Source organism: Microbacterium sp. SLBN-111, from assembly GCF_049739645.1.
GTDB lineage: Bacteria > Actinomycetota > Actinomycetes > Actinomycetales > Microbacteriaceae > Microbacterium.
Map to the genome: position 1 here is coordinate 338,504 of NZ_JBMGQH010000001.1, position 19,017 is coordinate 357,520.

A 19,017-nucleotide genomic window follows, 5' to 3' on the forward strand; every position below is an offset into this window, starting at 1 on the left:
GTTCCGGTAACAGGCGAGTCGTACGTTGAGCATATGAGTGCGACGACACACGCGAGTGAGGCCAGGACGCGGCCCACGAAGATCGAGGCGGGCGGCATCGAAGCCATCCCGGACGAGCATCGACACGGTTCGCCGTGGCAGCTGCTGGCCACCTGGTCGGCGCCCAACCTCGAGTTCGCGACCGTCTTCGTCGGGTTCATCGGTGTGGCGTTCTTCGGTCTCGGCTTCTGGCAGGCCGTGCTCGCGATCGTCGTCGGCAACGCGCTCGCGGCGGCCGCGCAGGGCGTGCTCTCGACGTGGGGCCCGCGCGAGGGTCTCGCGCAGCTCGTGCTCAGCCGCACGGCGTTCGGGCTGCGGGGCAACATCCTCCCGGCCGGTCTGAACACGGTCATGGCGGGCCTGGGCTGGTTCGCCGTCAACTCGGTGTCCGGGGCGTTCGCCCTGACCACTCTCACGGGGCTGCCGGTGTGGCTGAGCCTCGTGGTCATCGTCGTGCTCGAGGTCCTCCTCGCCTTCGTCGGTCACGACCTGGTGCAGGTCTTCGAGCGCTACGCGAGCATCGTGCTCGGCGTGATCTTCCTTCTCGCCACGATCGCCATCTTCGCCAACCCCGAGGTCGGTGCCGGCATCTCCGGCGGCGGCTTCTCCTTCGGCGGGTTCCTGCTCACGGCGGCCGCCGCCTTCGGCTACTCGGCCGGATGGACGCCGTACGCCGCGGACTACACCCGCTACCTGCCCCGCACGGTCAGCCTCCCGGCGACCGGCTGGGCGGCGGCCCTCGGCATCTTCGTGTCCTGCACCGTGCTGATGTCGGCCGGAGCCGCCTCGGCGCTGATCATCGCACCCGCGGACGCCTCCCCCACGGATGCCTTCGTGCACGGGATGCCCGGCTGGATCGGCGCGCTGACGCTTGCGGCGATCGCGGTCGGCGCCATCGCCGCCAACGCGCTGAACGTCTACTCGGGCGCCATGTCGTTCCTCGCGGCCGGCGTGCGGATCCCCTTCTCGCTGCGCCGCGCCATCATCGCGCTCGGGTTCGGCGTGCTCGGGTTCATCATCGCCCTCGTCTCGATCCTCGCCGACGTAACGACGATCTACGAGAACTTCCTGCTGGTCATCGCGTACTGGATCGCCCCGTGGCTCGGCATCGTGCTCGTCGACCGCTACCTGCGCCGCGGCACCTCCATCGCCGCGCTCGTCAGCGACACGGCCAAGTACCGCAACCCCGCCGGACCGATCTCGTTCGTGGTGGCGGTGGTCGTCTCGATCCTGCTGTTCTCCAACCAGACGCTCTTCCTCGGCGTCGTCGTCCAGGCGACGGGCGGCGCCGCCTCGCCGCTCGGCGACCTTACTCCGCCCGCGGGCTTCCTCATCGCCGGGGTGCTCTACGTCGTCCTCTTCCGCGTCTTCGCGCCGAAGGTGGGCGGTCCCCTGACCGACGACGAGATCGTGGCCCACGTCGATGCCGCGGAGGACGCCGCGTGAGCACTGCACCCGTCGTCGGAGCCGTGTACGCCACCGACGAGGAGAAGCTCGAAGTCGCGCGCTGGGAGGCGCTCGAGGGTCGGGCGGAGGGCGGGATCCCGATCGGCGCCGCGCTCTTCGACCACGACGACCGGCTGCTGGGGTCGGGGCGCAATCAGCGCGTGCAGGGCGACAACCCCGCGCTGCACGGCGAGACGTCGGCCTTCCTCGCCGCGGGGCGCCAGCGCTCCTACCGGCGCACCACGATGGTGACGACGCTCTCCCCGTGCTGGTACTGCTCCGGCCTCGTCCGCCAGTTCGGGATCGGGCGGGTGGTCATCGGCGAGAACACCACGTTCTACGGCGGCGAGGACTGGCTGCGCGAGAACGGCGTCGACGTGCACGTGCTGCAGGACCCCGCGCTCATCGACGTGATGACGACGTTCATCGACGAGAACCCCTCGCTCTGGAACGAGGACATCGGCGAGGAGTGACCGCGCGGCGCTGACGTCTCCGGACTTGCGGGTCCGTCAGCCGTCGATCACCGCGACCAACTCGTCGAGGAAGGCCGCGAAGTCCGTGCCGCGGCGCACGATCCGCTGCACGCTGTCGCGCTCGCTGAACACCTCGACGAACTGCTCGAACACGGTCTGGAACGCCTCGCGGTCGGTCTCGCTGAACGCCACGAGCGCCACCACCTGCACGCGACCCTCGCCCCAGGCGATCGACGGGTCGGCGATGCCGATCGCGATGCGGGTCTGCGTCGCGGTCATGCCCATCGCGTGCGGGACGGCGAGCGCGTCGGTGAACGCCGTGGAGGAGATCGCCTCGCGCTCCACCGCCCGGACGACGTAGTCGTCGTCGATGACGCCCTCGTCCACAAGCAGCCCGCCGAGCCGCCGGATGACGCCGGCCTCGCCCTCGGCGGCATCCAGGCCACGGACGAACGCGTCGGGCGAGAAGTACGTCTCGAGCTCGGCGCGCAGCCGCGCGAGACGCCGCCCGCGCCGCACCCGCGACGCGGCGGCCTGCACGCGCTCGACGTCGGCATCGGTGAGGAACGGCTGGATGCGGACGAACCGGTCGCCGGGCCGCGGCGGGTCGATCGTGGTGAGGACGAGGTCGGTATCGATCGAATCCCACGCCGGGTCGATGCGCGTCTCGACGCCGACGACCTCGATCGCCTGCCCGAGCGAACGGTCGACGCTCGAGCGGAGGAGTTCGTGCAGCTCGTAGTACCCGGGGCACACGATCGTCGCCGTGAGCAGCTGGTCGGAGCGGCGGCTGCGCTCGAGTCGTCCGCCCACGTGCATCGCGATGTAGGCGATCTCGTCGTCGAGGATCGGGATGCCGAGCGCGTCCTGCAGGCCCTTCGCGATGTACACCGCGACCTCGAAGATCATCGGGTACGTCGACTTCAGCGAGCGCGTCAGCGGGTTCCGCGACCACGCCTGCTCGCGCGAGCGGTGCAGCAGGTTCTGCACGTGCAGCGCCAGGCGCAGGACGAAGTCGTCGTGCGCGATGTCGACGAGGTACTGGGATGCCGCTTCCTCCACGACCGCGCGCACGGCTCCCTCGACCGCGGGGTCGAGGCGCGAGCGCACGTCGTCGGCCGCGGGAGCGCCCGGGGCGACGATGCGTGTGAGGACGAGGGTCGCGAGGTGACGGAGATCGCCCGCGCCGAGCTGCACGCCGATGTGCTTGAGGGTCAGGCGGTCGAGGAGGTCCGCGACGGCGTCCACGGCATCCGAGGACTCCCCCGCCGCAGCACCCAGGCCCCGGTCGCGCGTGACCCGATCGGCGGCGATCGCGATGTGCATGACGACGTCGCCGATGCCGATCTCGTTCACGAAGTAGCCGAGGGCGCCGAGTTCGGCGACGAGCTCGGCCTTGAACGGTCCGAACGCGCGCGCTCCGACCGACCTCTCGCCGAGCGTGCGGCGGAGGGCGTCGAGGTCGAACATCCCGGCATCCATCTCGTCGTGCGCGAGCTTGGACAGCAGCCGGCGCTGAGCGACCTCGGTCCCGCGGAGACGAGCGGTGGATGCCGAGCGCTCGAGGGTCAGCTCGGTCCCGCCGAGCAAACCGCGTACGCGTGCCAGATCCGCTTCGAGCGTCGCGGCGCTGACGTGCAGCGAATCCGCGGTCTCGTAGACGTCGATGCCGTCGGCTGCGTCGAGGAGCCGGCGGACGAGGGTGTGCAGACGGTCGCGGGGCGTGCCGCTGTCGGCGGGCGACCCGGCGCGCAGCGCGAGGGCCGCGTCCGCGCCGGCGCGGTACCCGAGCGGACCGGACTCGATCGCCGCGCCCCCGGGGACGCGCGCGTTCACCGCCGTGACGTACGAGCGGATGCTGCGCGGCGTCACACCCAGCGCATCCGCCAGCGACGCCGCGGTGGACCACTCCGCGTCCCGCAACAGCAAGGCCAGCAGGCGGTCTTGCCGAGCTTTCGTCGTCACGATCCGTCCTCCGCGCCGCCCCTGGAACGGCAACGCTTCCCCCATCCAACCACGCGAGGTCACCCGCGGCGCCGGGGGCGCGGCATCCACGTTCCGGGGGGTGGGAAACGAACCTGGTTGTCCGCTGTGAACGCCGGTGCGCAGAATCGAGGGAAAGGAGGCGGGTCGATGAAGATCCTCGTGGTGTGCGGCGCGGGTGCGTCGAGCACATTCGTCGCACAGCGTGTACAACGCGCCGCCCACGATCGCGGCCTCCCGTACTCCGCTGCGGCGGGGACCGTGCAGTCGCTCCCGATCGACCTGCCCGCGACCGACATCGTTCTCGTCGGCCCGCACCTCGGTCCCGAGTTCGAGCGGATCCGACAGGATGCCGCGACACGCGGGGTGCACGTCGTGCTGCTCCCCGAGGACGTCTTCTCCGACCTGACCGGTACCCGCACGCTCGCTCTCGTGGAAGAGGCGATGGGCGCGCGGGAATCCGCGGACACCGTCTGACCCGCCACCGGAAAGGAATCCCCATGCCCCAGATCACCCGGACGGTCCGCATCGGATCGTCGCGCGGCCTGCACGCCCGCCCCGCGAAGCTCTTCGCGCAGGCGGCGAAAGAGTCTGGCATCCCGGTGACGATCGCGAAAGACGCGGGCGCCCCGGTCAACGCCGCCAGCATCCTGGGGATCATCGCCCTCGGCCTCGAGCAGGGCGACTACGTGACTCTCACGGCCGACGGCGACACCGCCGAGGCGACGCTCGAGCGCCTCGCCGAGCTGCTGACCACCGACCACGACGCCGAGTAAAGGAACACCAGGAACATGACGGAACTTCGCGGAGTCGGTATCGGACTGGGCGTCGCCCAGGGACCCATCGCGCGCATGGCGGAGCCCCTCCCCGCCCCGAAGGACAGCCCCAGCGATCGCACGGTCGAGGAGGAGACGGCCCGCGTGCGCGAGGCCGTGGCCGCCGTCGCGCGCGAGCTCGAGGCGCGGGGCGCCCAGGCCGGCGGCGCCGCCCGAGACGTGCTGGAAGCGCAGGCGATGATCGCCGAGGACCCGACCCTCGAAGCCGAGGTCGACGCGCGCCTGGCCGCGGGCAAGAACGGCGAGTTCGCCGTGCACGACGCCTTCGCCTCGTTCCGCGAGCAGCTCGTCGCCCTCGGCGGCTACCTCGGCGAGCGCGCCGCCGACCTCGACGACGTCGCCCAGCGGGTCATCGCGCGTCTCCGCGGCGTCGCGGCCCCCGGCATCCCCGATCCCGGCCACCCGTTCGTGCTCGTCGCGAAGGACCTCGCCCCCGCCGACACGGCGCTCCTCGACCTGGACAAGGTGCTCGCGCTCGTCACGACCGAGGGCGGACCCACCTCCCACACCGCGATCCTCGCCCGGGAGAAGTCGATCGTCGCCGTCGTCGGCGCGAGCGGCGCGAAGGACCTGGTCGACGGTCGGACGGTGATCGTGGATGCCGCCGCCGGCGTCGTCACGGTCGACCCCAGCGCCGACGACCTCGAGCGGGCGAAGAACCGCGCCGACGCGCGAGCCGCTGCGGCGTCCGCCCCGATCACGGACGGCGCGTTGTCCGACGGCACGAAGATCCCGCTGCTCGCCAACCTCGGCAAGCCCGGCGGCGCCGCCGAGGCCGTCGAACTCGGCGCCGAGGGCGTCGGCCTCTTCCGCACCGAGTTCCTGTTCCTCAGCTCCAGCTCCGCCCCGACCGTCGAGGAGCAGCGCGCCGCCTACATCGAGCTGCTGAGCGCCTTCCCCGGCAAGAAGGTCGTCGTGCGCGTGCTCGACGCCGGTGCCGACAAGCCCCTCCCCTTCCTCAACGACGCGCACGAGGAGAACCCCGCGCTGGGTCTCCGGGGCCTGCGCGCCCTCCGCGCGAGCGAGGACATCCTGCGTGAGCAGCTGACCGCCCTCGCCGAAGCGGATGCCGAGACCCGGAAGTCCGCGGCGGGCCCGGCCGACCTGTGGGTCATGGCGCCCATGGTCTCCACCGTCGAGGAGACCCGCTACTTCACGACCCTGGCCAAGGAGTACGGCCTCAAGACCACGGGCGTCATGGTCGAGGTCCCCTCCTCGGCGCTGCTCGCCGACCGCATCCTGCAGATCGCCGACTTCGCCTCGATCGGCACGAACGACCTGACGCAGTACACGCTCGCCGCCGACCGGCTGCTCGGTTCGGTCGCGTCGTTCCAGGACCCGTGGCATCCCGCCGTCCTGCGCCTCATCCGCGAGGTCGGCGCCGCCGGCCGCGCGAACGGCAAGCCCGTCGGCATCTGCGGCGAAGCTGCGGCGGACCCGCTGCTCGCGGTTGTGCTCGTCGGCCTCGGCGCGACCACGCTGTCGATGGCGCCCACCGCCCTCGCGGACGTCCGCGCCTCGCTCCTCACCCACTCTCTCGACGACGCGCGCCGCATCGCCGAGGCAGCCCTGGCCGCCGACGACGCGGCCTCCGCCCGGGAGGCCGCTCAGGCAGCCTCCGCATCCCCCGCGGCCTGAGCCGCTGACACCCCGCGACCCCGGTCGCATCCCACAACAAGGAGACACAGCAATGACGACGGCGTCTACAGCCAAGAAGCCGGGAGGTGCACGCGTCGCGGTCCAGCGATTCGGCACGTTCCTCTCCGGCATGATCATGCCCAACATCGCGGCCTTCATCGCGTGGGGCTTCATCACTATGCTCTTCATCCCCGCCGGATTCTTCGGCGCGAAGAGCCCCTTCGGATGGCACTGGGCCCCCGTGGCCGAGATCATCGGCGGCGGCGGTGACGCGGCCACGATCGGGTGGCCGGGTGCCGCGACGGCACTCACCGCCAACGCGGACGGCAGCACCTACCAGGGCTACGTCGGCCTGGTCAGCGTCATGATCACCTACCTCCTGCCCCTCCTCATCGCGAACACCGGCGGCCGCATGGTCTACGGCGCGCGCGGTGGCGTGGTCGCGACGATCGCCGTGATGGGTGTCATCGTCGGCACGAACATCCCGATGTTCCTCGGCGCCATGATCATGGGCCCGCTGGCTGCGTACATCACGAAGCAGATGGACCGGATCTGGGACGGGAAGATCCGCCCCGGCTTCGAGATGCTCGTGAACAACTTCTCCGCCGGCATCCTCGGCATGATCCTCGCGATCGTCGGCTTCTTCGCCTTCGGCCCGGTCTTCCTCGGGATCAGCACGGTCCTCGGCGGTGTGGTCGGCTGGCTCGTCGACCTGCACCTGCTGCCGCTGCTGTCGATCATCGTCGAGCCCGCCAAGGTGCTGTTCCTCAACAACGCCATCAACCACGGCGTCTTCACCCCGCTCGGCATCCAGCAGGCCACCGAGACCGGCAAGTCGATCCTGTTCCTCATCGAGGCGAACCCCGGACCCGGCCTCGGCCTCCTCCTCGCGTTCACCTTCTTCGGTGTCGGCGCGGCGAAGGCTTCGGCCCCGGGCGCGATCGTCATCCAGTTCCTCGGTGGCATCCACGAGATCTACTTCCCGTACGCTCTCGCGAAGCCGATGACCGTCCTGGCGCTGATCGCCGGTGGCGCCGCCGGCGTCACCACGAACATGATCTTCGGCGGTGGCCTCGTGTTCCCGGCCGCTCCCGGCAGCATCATCGCCGTGACCGCCGCCGCGATCGGTGCGGGACCGGGCAACCTCCTGGTCGTGTACCTCTCGGTCGCCGTGGCCGCCGTGGTCACGTTCCTGATCGCGGGCGTCATCCTCCGCGCCTCGCGCAAGCGCGACCTCGCGGCCGAGGGCGGCGACGACGCGTTCGCCGCGGCCATCGACCAGACCGAGGCCAACAAGGGCAAGGAATCAGCGGCCCTCGGCGGCCTGCGCTCGCGCACGTCGAACGACGTCACCGCCTCCGCCGACCGCGACGTCGAGGGCGCCCTGGGCGGCCTCGGGGGCGCTGTCGCCACGAAGCAGCTGAACACGATCGTGTTCGCCTGCGACGCCGGCATGGGCTCCTCGGCGATGGGCGCCAGCGTCCTGCGCAACAAGATCAAGAAGGCGGGCATCGAGGGCGTCACGGTCACCAACCAGGCGATCGCGAACCTCGACGGCACGGCCGACCTGGTCATCACGCAGAACCAGCTCACCGACCGCGCCAAGGCGCAGAACCCCGACGCCATCCACGTGTCGGTGGACAACTTCATGAACTCGCCGAAGTACGACGAGGTCGTGGAGATGGTCCGCAGTCAGCACGAGGCGAAGTAATACCCACACGGAAGGGCTGGGGCGCAACCCCAGCCCTTCCGTCTTCCCGTCCGGCCCGCGTTTTGCGAGGCTGGACAGCACGACGAGAAAGGCGAGAACCATGTCGGACGTCCTCCGCATCGAATCCGTTCGCATCCACCCCGGCAGCGCCACCCGCGAGGAGGCGATGAAGGAAGCCGCCGATCTGCTCGAAGCCGCCGGCTCGGTCACCGGCGAATACTTCGCCGCCATGCAGCAGCGCGAGGAGACGGTGTCCACCTACATGGGCAACGAACTCGCCATCCCGCACGGCACCAACGAGACGAAGCAGGCGATCCTCACGTCCGGCCTGTCGGTCGTCCGCTACGACGGCGGCGTCGACTGGGGCGGGGAGCCCGTCACCTTCGTCATCGGCATCGCCGGCAAGGGCGACGAGCACCTCGAGATCCTGTCGCAGATCGCCATCCTCTTCTCCGAAGAGGACGACGTCGCACGCCTGAAGGCCGCTTCCTCCCCCGAGGAGCTGTTCGAGGCCCTTTCGGGCTCCGTCAACGCATGAAGGCCGTCCACTTCGGAGCCGGCAACATCGGTCGCGGCTTCGTCGGCCTCCTGCTCCACGAGGGCGGCTACGACCTCGTCTTCTCGGACGTCTCCGCGCCGCTGGTCGCGGCGATCAACGCGGCATCCGAGTACACCGTCCACGAGGTCGGCGAGGGCGGCGCCGACAAGACGGTGACGGGTTTCCGCGCCATCGACAGCTCGACGGATGCCGAGACCCTGGTGGACGAGATCGCCACCGCCGACGTGGTGACCACCGCCGTCGGACCCACGATCCTGAAGTTCGTGGCCCCGCACATCGTCGCGGGCCTGGCGCTTCGCGATCCCTCGCTCGCTCCCCTGCAGATCATGGCGTGCGAGAACGCCATCGGCGCGACCGACCAGCTGCGCGAGCACGTGATCGACCTCGCCGGCGAGGCGTGGGACGCCCTCGAAGCCCGCGCGGTGTTCGCCAACACCGCCGTCGACCGGATCGTCCCGGCCCAGGCCGTCGGCGGCGTCGACGTGACGGTCGAGCCCTTCTACGAGTGGGCGATCGAGCGCGGACCGTTCGGCGACAACCCGCCGCACATCCCGGGCGCGCACTTCGTCGACGACCTGACCCCGTACATCGAGCGCAAGCTCTTCACCGTCAACACCGGGCACGCGACCACGGCGTACTTCGGCGCGCGGGCCGGCATCGAGCGCATCTCCGACGCCCTCGCCGACCCGGCGATCGCGGCCCAGGTCGAGGCGACTCTCGAGGAGACGAGCGCGCTGCTCGTGCAGAAGCACGAACTCGACCCCGAGGTACAGAGCCAGTACCGCCACACGATCCTCCGCCGCTTCCGCAACCCGGCGCTCCCCGACACGGTCTGGCGCGTCGGTCGGCAGCCGCTGCGGAAGCTCTCGCGTCACGAGCGCTTCGTGGGTCCCGCCGCCGAGGCGATCGAGCGGGGCCTGCCCGTCGACGCACTCGTCGCCGCGATGGCCGCGGCCCTGGAGTTCCAGGATGCCGAGGACGTCCAGGCCGTCGAGCTGCAGCGACTCCTCGGCGAACTGGATGCCACGGCCTTCACCGCGCAGGTGACCGGCCTGGAGCCGGAGCACCCGCTGTTCGCCCGCGTCGAGGAGATCGTCGCCGCGCGACAGGCCGCATTACGCTCGTGAGGTGACCGACACCCCACCGTCCGCCGACGGGGCGCCCCGAGCGCCCCGTCGGCGTTTTCGTGTCCTGCGCTGGATCCTGGGCGGCCTCGGCGCCCTCGTGGTGCTGGCGGTCGTCGGCATCCTGATCTACAGCCAGGTCGGCGTGATGGGTGCCGAACCCGATCCGCTCGCCGAGGCGCGCGCGAACCCCGGCCTCACGATCACCGAGAATGCGACTGCGGTGATCCTGACGCCGACCTCGGGCGACACCGGCCGCGGCCTGGTGTTCATCCCCGGCGCGAAGGTCGACGCCCTCGGGTACGTCGCGACGTTGACCGACACGGTCGTCGACGACGGCGTGACGGTGGTGATCACGCGCCCGTGGCTGAACCTCGCGTTCTTCGACCCGCGCCCCCTCTCGACCTTCACCGACCTCGCTCCCGGCGTCTCGGTGTGGGCCGTGGGCGGCCACTCCCTCGGCGGCGTGCGCGCGTGTCAGCTCGCGACCGACGCCGACGCCCTCGTGCTGTTCGCCTCGTACTGCGCGAACGACCTGTCCGGGTCGGGGCTGCCGGTGCTGAGCCTCTCCGGTTCCGAGGACGGCCTGTCCACACCGCAGAAGATCGCGGACGCGGCGAAGGAGCTCCCCGCCGACGCGGTGTTCGTCGAGATCCCCGGCGCCTCGCACGCGTCGTTCGGCGCCTACGGCCCGCAGCCCGGCGACGGCACCCCGACGGCGGACCCCGCCGAGGTCGACCGCGTCATCGCCGAGCAGCTGGCGGAGTTCCTCCCGACGCGCTGACCCGCGGCCGGGGCCGTGCCGGTGCGCGCGGCGTGACGCGCGGGCGAAACTCCTGAAAAACCGGCCAATTCTGCGGCACCACTGCCGCAGATCGCTCAGACCGCCTCCGAATTCAGGAGTTTCGCCCGGGGCCGGCCCGGGAGGACTCGGCGGCCGTTATCCACAGCTCGGGCGCCCGTGACCACGCGACACCTCGCGAAGCGGCCAGGGTGTGCTCATGGCATCCGCAGACCGTCGAACCGACGACGACCACGAGGTGGTGTGGGCGACACGCGACCTCCATGCGGCGGGGTGGTCGCGGCGTACTCTCGCCCGTGCCATTGCCGACGGCACCCTTGTACGCGTGCGCCAGGGCAGGTTCGTCGTGGCAGGCACCCCCGACTCCATCGTCACGGCGGCACGTCTGGGCGGGCGGCTCGACTGCATCAGCCTCCTGGCGCTGTACGGCGTGTTCGTTCACCACCACACGGACCGCCACGTGCAGCAGGATCCCCTGGCCAGCCGACGCCCACCGGCACCCTGCGGGGTCGTCTACCACTGGAGATCGAGCGCCGCGCCGCGAGACCGATCCGTGGTCCGTGTCGTGGAAGCCCTCGCGCAGGCGATCCGGTGCCAACCGCCGCGATCGGCTGTCGCGACGCTCGACAGCGCGTGGCACCTCGGCCTCGTCGACGAGGCAGACATCGGTGAGGTCTTCGCCCGCGTGCCCGGCAAATTCCAGGCGCTGCGGCGACTGCTGGATCCGCGTGCCGAGGCGGGGACCGAAACGCTCGTCCGACTCCTCCTGCGACATCTCGGCTGTCGGGTCGACGTGCAGGTACGCATCGACGGCGTCGGGCGCGTCGATCTGCTGGTGAACGGCTGGCTCATTGTCGAGTGCGACAGTGCGCAATTCCACGGCACTTGGCACGCGCACAAGAACGACCGGCGCCGCGACATGGCCGCTCTCGAGCGCGGGTACGCGACGCTCCGTCTGCTCGCCGAGGACATCCTCTACCGCCCCGACCGCGTCCGCGCCGCACTCCAGCGCGTCCTGGCACACGGCGCGCCCGGGCCAAACTCCTGACTTTCCGTCCCGCAGGACCCTCCACGCCGGCCGAGCCCGCCGAAATGGCCGAGATCTCAGGAGTTTCGCCCGCTCGGCCGCGCCGCCGCCGGCGCGCCCGCGGGGCGCCACAGGTCGAGCGGCCACCGACCCGAACGGCGGGTCGGCGCCGGCCCGGGCGTGAGAGCGGGCGAAACTCCTGAGGAATCGGGCGGCGACGGGCCCGAACGGCGCCGCGCGGACCGCTAGAGCACAAATCTCAGGAGTTTCGCACCCGTGCGGCGCGTCCCGTCACGAAGGGGCGCCGCCGACACCGGCAACCCCGCGGCGGCTCAGCGCTGGAAGCCCTCGGCGATGATCTCGATGAGCTCCTCGCGCTCCTCCACCGGCAGGAACGCACCGGCGGCGGCGTTGAGCTGGAACGCCTCGAGGTCGTCGAGGTCGTAATCGAACGCCTGCGCCAGCAGTCCGAGCTCGCGGGTCAGCGTCGTCCGGCTCATGAGGCGGTTGTCGACGTTCACCGTGACCGAGAAGCCCAACTGGTACAGCAGATCGAACGGGTGGGCGTCGAGCGTGTCGCCCCAGGCCGTGATCGCGCCGCTCTGCAGGTTCGACGTCGGCGACAGCTCGAGCGTGATCTCACGGTCGCGCACCCACCGCGCCATGTCGCCGAACGTGACGAGCACCTCCTCGCCCTCGCGCGACACGACGTCGAGGTCGTTGGCGATCCGCACGCCGTGGCCGAGGCGCACGGCCCGGCCGTCGATGAGGGCGGACCGAATGGATGCCAATCCCGCCCCTTCACCGGCGTGCACCGTCGTGGGGAAGAACTGCTCGGCGAGGTAGTCGAAGGCCGCACGGTGGTTCGAGGCCGGGAACCCGTCCTCGGGACCAGCGAGGTCGAAGCCGACCACGCCGCGCCCGCGCCACGCGACCGCCAGTTCGGCGATCTCGCGCGACCGCGAACCCTGCCGCATGGCGGTGAGCAGCTGGCCCACGCGGATGTCCTTGCCGCGGGCGTCCGCGGCATCCTCGCCCTCCTCGATGCCCTCCTGCACGGCATCCACCACGTCGTCGAGGCTCAGGCCGCGCGTGAGGTGCTGCTCGGGGGCCCACCGCACCTCGCCGTAGACGACGCCGTCGTCCGCGAGGTCTTCGACGAACTCCTTCGCCGCGCGGACGAGGCCTTCGCGGGTCTGCAGGACGCCCACGGTGAGGGCGAACTTCTCGAGGTAGTCCTCGAGCGAGCCCGACTCGACGTGGTCGGAAAACCAGTCGGCCAGACCGTCCGCGTCGTCGGCGGGCACCTCGAGGTCGAGGTCGTCGGCGAGCTCGAGCACCGTCTGCGCGCGCATGCCACCGTCGAGGTGATCGTGCAGCGACACCTTCGGCAGGTTCTTGAGCTTCTTGCCCTGGATGCGGACGTCGTCGGTGGCCATGGTGCTCCTCGGGTCGGATGCCATCACGCGGTGATGCGCTCGCGCACGAGCGGGGTGCGCGCGGGAGCGGTGTCGCCGATCTCCCACGCGCCCTCGACGGCCGCGAGGGCACGCTCGAAGCGCGTCTCATCATCGGCCGAGAGGGTGAACAGCGGCTGACCGGCGGCGACGGAATCGCCGACCGTGACGTGCAGGTCGATGCCCGCGGCGTGCACGACGGCGTCCTCGGCGCGCGCGCGACCAGCGCCCAGCCGCCAGGCGCCGATGCCGAACGGCAGCGCTTCGACGCGGGTGACGACACCCGCGCGGTCGGCCACGACCGTGTGCGTCTCGCGCGGCGTGGGGAGCGCGGCATCCGGGTCGCCGTCCTGCGCGCGGATCATGCGCTTCCACACGTCCATCGCGCGGCCGTCGGCAAGGGCGGCCTCGACGTCGGCGTCGGGCTGACCGGCGAGCGTCAGCATCTCGCGGGCGAGGGCGACGGTGAGCTCGACCACGTCGGCGGGTCCGCCGCCGGCGAGGACCTCGACCGACTCGCGCACCTCGTTCGCGTTGCCGATCGCGCGCCCGAGCGGGGTGTTCATGTCGGTGAGCAGCGCGGTCGTGTTGACGCCCGAATCGGTGCCCAGGGCGACCATCGTCTCGGCGAGCTCGCGCGCGCGGTCGATGTCCTGCATGAACGCGCCCGAACCGAACTTCACGTCGAGCACGAGCGAGTCGGTCCCCTCGGCGATCTTCTTCGACATGATGCTCGAGGCGATGAGCGGGATCGCCTCCACGGTGCCGGTGACATCGCGCAGCGCGTACAGCTTCTTGTCGGCCGGAGCGAGGCCCGTGCCTGCGGCGCAGATCACCGCGCCCACGTCGGCGAGCTGCGCCAGGATCTCGTCGTTGGACAGCGCCGCACGCCAACCCGGGATCGACTCGAGCTTGTCGAGCGTGCCGCCCGTGTGGCCGAGGCCGCGACCCGAGAGCTGGGGGACGGCGACGCCGAACGCGGCGACGAGCGGGGCCAAGGGCAGCGTGATCTTGTCGCCCACGCCGCCGGTGGAGTGCTTGTCGACGGTGGGCTTGCCGAGGGACGAGAAGTCCATCCGCTCGCCGGAGGCGATCATGGCATCCGTCAGCACCCGGATCTGATCACGGCCGAGACCGTTCAAGAGGACGGCCATCGTGAACGCCGACATCTGCGCGTCCATCACGTAGCCGCGCGTGTACGCGTCGACGAGCCAGCGAATCTCCCCCTCGGAGATCGCGCGACCGTCACGCTGCGCGCGGATGATGTCGACCGCGTCGTACTGCTCGGTGCTCACCGGGCCGCCTCCTCGAGGTCGCGCGGACCGAAGGCGTCGGGAAGGACCTCGTCGATCGTCCGGATGCCACTGACGGTCTCGAGCAGCATGCCCGGGATCGCGTGCTCGAACAGCAGCTGACGGCACCGACCGCACGGCATGAGCGTGCGCCCCTCGCCGTCCACGCAGACGAACGCCACGAGCTGACCGCCCCCGGACATGTGCAGCTCGGACACCAGACCGCACTCGGCGCACAGAGTCACACCGTAGGAGGCGTTCTCGACGTTGCACCCCGCGACGATGCGCCCGTCGGCGACGAGCGCCGCGGCGCCCACCTTGAAACGGGAGTAGGGGGCGTAGGCGCGGTGCATCGCCTCGGTGGCGGCGGAACGGAGTTCGTCCCAGTCGATGTCGGTCATCGTGGAGCGGAGGGTCCTCTCGTGAAGGGGGAAGGCGGGCCGGGTCAGCCCTTGACGTACGGTTTGCCGGCGGCCGCGGGGCCGCGGACCTTCCCGACGAGACCGGCGACGGCGAAGATCGTCACGACGTACGGCAGCATGAGCATGAACTCGCTGGGCACGGGAGATCCGATGACGCCGAGGGTGTTCTGGAGGTTGGAGGCGAAGCCGAACAGCAGCGCCGCGAGCGTCGCGCGGATCGGGTCCCACTGACCGAAGATGACCGCCGCGAGCGCGATGTAACCGGCACCGGCCGTCATCTCCTTGTTGAACGCGCCGACCGAGCCGAGCGTGAAGAAGGCTCCACCGAGACCGGCGATCGCGCCACCCAGCGAGACGTTCCAGAACCGCGTCCGGGCGATGTTGATGCCCACGGTGTCGGCCGCCTGCGGGTGCTCGCCGACCGCGCGCAGACGCAGACCCCAGCGGGTGTGGAAGAGCCCGACGTACACCGCGGCCACGGTGACGTACATCAGGTAGACGATGATCGTCTGGTTGAAGAGCATCGGGCCGATGATCGGGATGTCGGCCAGCACCGGGATGGGCAGGCGCGGGAAGCGGGGCGGCGAGTTCAGCGTGTCGGCGTGCGGCGAGAGCAGCTGCGAGAACAGGAAGCTCGTGAGACCGACGACGAGCACGTTCAGCACGACGCCGACGATCACCTGGTCAACGAAGTACTTGATCGCGAAGGCGGCCAGGATGAACGACACCAGGACACCGGCCACCGCGGCCGCGATGAGGCCGAGGTACGGGTTGCCCGTCACGGTCGCGACGACCGCGGACGTGAACGCCCCCGCGAGCAGCTGCCCCTCGATGGCGATGTTGACCACGCCGACGCGCTCGCTGAGCACGCCCGCCATGGCACCGAAGATGAGGGGCACCGACAGGCTCAGGCCACCGGCCAGGAGTCCGGTCAGCGGGATGACCGCGGTCGTCGCACCCGCGGCGGCCCAGGTGAGGAACCCGACCATGAACACGACGGCGAAGACCACGGCCAGCCAGATCGGAGGGCGACGGTGCGCGCGCACGATGAGGACGCTCGCGACGGTGACCAGCGCGAGGAGGACGGTGCACACCGCCCCCGTGAGGACGCCTCCGAGCACCAGCTCGGGGAGCTGGATGAACTCCCCCGGGCTGGAGATGCGGAAGACGGCGTCGCCGTCCTGCCGCGCGATGACGAACAGCACGGCGGCCAGCACCGTGATGACGCCGTAGACGATCGGGGCCTTCCAGCTGACGACGACGGCGGTGTCGAGCGCGTCGGCCGCGGGGGCGGTCTCGGAATGTGCGGCGGTGGTGCTCACCGGGCCGCCTCCTTCTTCTTGGCGGCGCGGACCTGGGGCTTGCGCGCCCCGGGTGCCGGCAGACGGAAGATCGCGCGTACCAGAGGGGGTGCCGCGATGAACAGAACGATGAGCGACTGGACGACCAGGACGATGTCGATCGGCACGCCGTTGGCGGCCTGCATCGCGAAGCCACCGGCCTTGAACGCACCGAACAGGATGCCGGCGACGAGCACACCCACGGGAGTGGATCGTCCGAGCAGCGCCACCGTGATCGCGTCGAATCCGATGCCCGCGTCGATACCGCTGGAGAACCCGGTCGTCACGGTGCCGAGGACCTGATCGACGCCGGCGAGGCCGATGAGCGCTCCGGAGATGAGCATCGAGTAGATGTACATCGACTTGACGTTGATGCCCGCGACGCGTGCGGCGTTCGGGTTCAGGCCGACGGCACGGAAGCGGAAACCGAGCGACGACCGCTCGAGGATCCACCACACGACCACCACGGCGATGATCGAGAGGATGAAACCGAAGTGCAGGTTGTAGCCCGAGCCGAAGAGGTCGGGGAAGACCGCGGTGTCCTTCATCGGCGGGGTCGTGGGGTTGCTCGACCCCGGCGCCTGGAGCAGGCCGGGCGTGCGCAGCATGTAGTACACGAGGTAGTACGCCACGTAGTTGAGCATGATCGTGACGATGACTTCGTGCGCGCCGGTGCGCGCCTTGAGGACGCCCGCGATACCCGCCCAGATGGCGCCGGCGACCACACCCGCGACGAGCGCGATGATCATGTGCACGCCCCACGGCAGGTCGAAGGAGAACGCGACCCAGCCCGCTGCCGCAGCGGCGACGAGCATCTGCCCACGGCCACCGATGTTGAACATGCCGACGCGGAACGCGAGGGCCACACCGAGACCCGCGGCGATGAGCGGCGTCGCGAAGGTCAGCGTCTCGGTCAGCGGCTTGATGCCGGTCGCGAACTCCGGGCGGCGGAAGTTGTAGATCGCGCCCTGGAAGAACGACGCGTACGCGCCCGAAACGGACTGCCAGATGGCGGCGAGCGTGTCACCGGGTCGGGCGAAGAAGTACGCCGATGCCGCCTGCACGTTCTCGTCCGTGGCGGCGATCATGATCGCGCCGACGAGCAGGGCGAGGACGATGGCGAGGACCGAGATGATGGCGTTCCCGGTCGCGATCTCGCGGAGAGCGCGGCTCCACCGGTTCTCCTCGGTCGCCGGCGGGGGCGTCACGACGCGGGCGCCCGCGGCCGAGTCGACGGCGACACTTCCCTCGAGGGCCACGTCGGCGTCGGTCGCCGCGGCGACCTCGGCGGCGCGATCCGCGCGGGCGGCCGTCGGGTCGTGCGGGCTGTGCGAATCGCTCACGCGGCGACTCCTTCGTTCTGGGGCGCTTCGCCGGCCATCATCAGGCCGAGGACGTCGCGCGAGGTGTCGCCCGGGACGATGCCGACGACGCGGCCCCGGTACATGACCATGATGCGGTCGGCGAGGGCGGTGACCTCGTCGAGTTCGGTGGAGACGACGATCACCGGAACGCCGGTGTCGCGCGTCTCGATGACGCGCTTGTGGATGAACTCGATCGAGCCCACGTCGACGCCGCGGGTCGGCTGCGCCGCGACGAACAGGCGCAGGTCGCGGCTCAATTCACGGGCCAGGACGACCTTCTGCTGGTTACCGCCCGACAGACGCCCGACGGGCGTCTCGATCGAGGGCGTGCGCACGTCGAACTCTTCGACCTTCTCGCGCGCGAAGTCGGCGAGGGCGGACAGCTGCAGAGCACCGCCCTTGACGAACGGGGCACCGTCGGCGCGGTCGAGCATGAGGTTCTCGGCGATCGAGAACTCCCCGACGAGTCCGTCCTCCTTGCGGTCTTCCGGCACGAATCCGACGCCGGCCTCGAGAACGGCCCGGACGCTCTGTCCCTGCAGTTCGGTGCCGTCGAGCGTGATGGATCCCTCGACGCGCTCCTGGAGACCGAGCAGCGCTTCGGTGAGCTCGGTCTGCCCGTTGCCCTGCACGCCCGCGATCGCCAGGACCTCGCCGCGGCGCACGTCGAAGCTGACGTCGTTGACGACGAGCTGGCCGATCGCGTCCACCACCGTGAGGTGGGAGACCGACAGGGCGACGTCGCCGAGGGTCGGCGCTTCCTTGTGAACGGTGAGCTCGACGGCGCGACCCACCATCAGCGAGGCGAGCTCGGCGTTCGAGGCGCGCGGGTCGGCCTCGCCGACGACCTTGCCGAGGCGGATCACCGTGATGCGGTCCGCGACCTCGCGCACCTCGCGGAGCTTGTGGGTGATGAAGACGATGGAGGTCCCGGATGCCTTGAGCTGACGCATGATCGCCATCAGCTCGTCCGTCTCCTGCGGGGTGAGGACGGCCGTGGGCTCGTCGAACACGAGCACCTTGGCATCCCTCGACAACGCCTTGATGATCTCGACGCGCTGCTGCACGCCCACCGGCAGGTCGTCGACGAGTGCGTCGGGGTCGACGTCGAACCCGAAGCGGTCGGAGATCTCCTTGACCTTCGCGCGCGCCGCCGCGAGGTCGAGCCGGCCGCCGAATTTCGTGGGCTCGTGGCCGAGCATGACGTTCTCGGCGACGGTGAAGACGGGGATGAGCATGAAGTGCTGGTGCACCATGCCGATTCCGGCGCGCATCGCGTCGCCGGGTCCGGCGAAGTGCTGGACGGCATCGTCCAGCAGGATCTCTCCCCCGTCGGCCTGGTACAGGCCGTAGAGGACGTTCATCAGGGTGGACTTGCCGGCACCGTTCTCGCCGAGCAGGCAGTGGATCTCTCCGGCCTCGACGGTGAGGTCGATGTGATCGTTCGCCACCAGGGACCCGAAGGTTTTCGTGATCCCGCGGAGTTCGAGCTTCATGTTCCCGA

The 19,017-nt window shown here is 70.5% G+C and carries 17 protein-coding genes; 10 read left to right on the forward strand and 7 right to left on the reverse strand.

Annotated elements, in window-relative coordinates; translation table 11 throughout:
• The first annotated feature begins 33 nt into the window (after window positions 1-33).
• The gene (locus tag RKD05_RS01580) at window positions 34-1,485 is read left to right on the forward strand and encodes a purine-cytosine permease family protein (protein WP_424707599.1); all 1,452 of its coding nucleotides are present in this window, start codon (window positions 34-36) and stop codon (window positions 1,483-1,485) included.
• On the forward strand, window positions 1,482-1,958 hold the full coding sequence (locus RKD05_RS01585; protein WP_424707601.1) for a nucleoside deaminase: 477 nt from the start codon (window positions 1,482-1,484) through the stop codon (window positions 1,956-1,958). Before RKD05_RS01580 ends, RKD05_RS01585 begins: the two co-directional genes overlap by 4 nt.
• 36 nt (window positions 1,959-1,994) lie before the next feature.
• On the opposite strand, the gene RKD05_RS01590 is transcribed toward RKD05_RS01585, so the two are convergent.
• The gene (locus RKD05_RS01590; protein WP_424707603.1) at window positions 1,995-3,923 is read right to left on the reverse strand and encodes a BglG family transcription antiterminator; all 1,929 of its coding nucleotides are present in this window, start codon (window positions 3,921-3,923) and stop codon (window positions 1,995-1,997) included.
• A 168-nt stretch (window positions 3,924-4,091) separates the two neighbouring features.
• On the opposite strand from RKD05_RS01590, the gene RKD05_RS01595 reads away from it, so the two are divergent.
• The 8 genes from RKD05_RS01595 to RKD05_RS01630 all read left to right on the forward strand — a co-directional run bounded on the left by RKD05_RS01595 (window position 4,092) and on the right by RKD05_RS01630 (window position 11,659).
• Window positions 4,092-4,418, forward strand: coding sequence for a PTS sugar transporter subunit IIB (locus tag RKD05_RS01595; RefSeq protein ID WP_424707605.1), 327 nt, complete (start codon window positions 4,092-4,094; stop codon window positions 4,416-4,418).
• Window positions 4,419-4,441: 23 nt separating this feature from the next.
• Window positions 4,442-4,717: an HPr family phosphocarrier protein gene (locus tag RKD05_RS01600; protein WP_022880318.1), complete on the forward strand. Its 276-nt coding sequence runs from the start codon at window positions 4,442-4,444 to the stop codon at window positions 4,715-4,717.
• Between the two features lie 15 nt (window positions 4,718-4,732).
• Window positions 4,733-6,415, forward strand: coding sequence for a phosphoenolpyruvate--protein phosphotransferase (gene ptsP, locus RKD05_RS01605; RefSeq protein WP_424707606.1), 1,683 nt, complete (start codon window positions 4,733-4,735; stop codon window positions 6,413-6,415).
• A 52-nt stretch (window positions 6,416-6,467) separates the two neighbouring features.
• Window positions 6,468-8,126: a PTS mannitol transporter subunit IICB gene (locus RKD05_RS01610; protein ID WP_424707607.1), complete on the forward strand. Its 1,659-nt coding sequence runs from the start codon at window positions 6,468-6,470 to the stop codon at window positions 8,124-8,126.
• Window positions 8,127-8,226: 100 nt separating this feature from the next.
• Window positions 8,227-8,664 (forward strand): PTS sugar transporter subunit IIA, encoded by a 438-nt coding sequence (locus tag RKD05_RS01615; protein ID WP_077050468.1) that lies wholly within the window; start codon window positions 8,227-8,229, stop codon window positions 8,662-8,664.
• Complete coding sequence (locus RKD05_RS01620) at window positions 8,661-9,812, forward strand: mannitol-1-phosphate 5-dehydrogenase (RefSeq protein ID WP_424707608.1); 1,152 nt, start codon at window positions 8,661-8,663, stop codon at window positions 9,810-9,812. Before RKD05_RS01615 ends, RKD05_RS01620 begins: the two co-directional genes overlap by 4 nt.
• Window position 9,813: 1 nt before the next feature.
• Window positions 9,814-10,593: an alpha/beta hydrolase gene (locus tag RKD05_RS01625; RefSeq protein WP_424707609.1), complete on the forward strand. Its 780-nt coding sequence runs from the start codon at window positions 9,814-9,816 to the stop codon at window positions 10,591-10,593.
• A 217-nt stretch (window positions 10,594-10,810) separates the two neighbouring features.
• Window positions 10,811-11,659 carry a hypothetical protein gene (locus tag RKD05_RS01630; RefSeq protein WP_424707610.1) on the forward strand — a complete coding sequence of 283 codons (849 nt, stop codon included), beginning with the start codon at window positions 10,811-10,813 and terminating at the stop codon, window positions 11,657-11,659.
• 311 nt (window positions 11,660-11,970) lie between these two features.
• On the opposite strand, the gene RKD05_RS01635 is transcribed toward RKD05_RS01630, so the two are convergent.
• The 6 genes from RKD05_RS01635 to RKD05_RS01660 are packed head-to-tail and all read right to left on the reverse strand — an operon-like array spanning window position 11,971 to window position 19,009.
• The gene (locus RKD05_RS01635) at window positions 11,971-13,077 is read right to left on the reverse strand and encodes an adenosine deaminase (RefSeq protein WP_424707611.1); all 1,107 of its coding nucleotides are present in this window, start codon (window positions 13,075-13,077) and stop codon (window positions 11,971-11,973) included.
• A gap of 23 nt (window positions 13,078-13,100) precedes the next feature.
• Complete coding sequence (locus tag RKD05_RS01640) at window positions 13,101-14,390, reverse strand: thymidine phosphorylase (RefSeq protein WP_424707613.1); 1,290 nt, start codon at window positions 14,388-14,390, stop codon at window positions 13,101-13,103.
• On the reverse strand, window positions 14,387-14,788 hold the full coding sequence (locus RKD05_RS01645) for a cytidine deaminase (protein ID WP_022878797.1): 402 nt from the start codon (window positions 14,786-14,788) through the stop codon (window positions 14,387-14,389). Before RKD05_RS01645 ends, RKD05_RS01640 begins: the two co-directional genes overlap by 4 nt.
• Window positions 14,789-14,832: 44 nt before the next feature.
• Window positions 14,833-16,131: an ABC transporter permease gene (locus tag RKD05_RS01650; protein ID WP_424707615.1), complete on the reverse strand. Its 1,299-nt coding sequence runs from the start codon at window positions 16,129-16,131 to the stop codon at window positions 14,833-14,835.
• Complete coding sequence (locus RKD05_RS01655) at window positions 16,128-17,492, reverse strand: ABC transporter permease (protein WP_424707616.1); 1,365 nt, start codon at window positions 17,490-17,492, stop codon at window positions 16,128-16,130. Before RKD05_RS01655 ends, RKD05_RS01650 begins: the two co-directional genes overlap by 4 nt.
• Window positions 17,489-19,009, reverse strand: a complete 1,521-nt coding sequence (locus RKD05_RS01660; RefSeq protein WP_424707617.1) for an ABC transporter ATP-binding protein — start codon at window positions 19,007-19,009, stop codon at window positions 17,489-17,491. The genes RKD05_RS01655 and RKD05_RS01660 overlap by 4 nt, the downstream gene beginning before the upstream one ends.
• Between the last annotated feature and the right edge of the window lie 8 nt (window positions 19,010-19,017).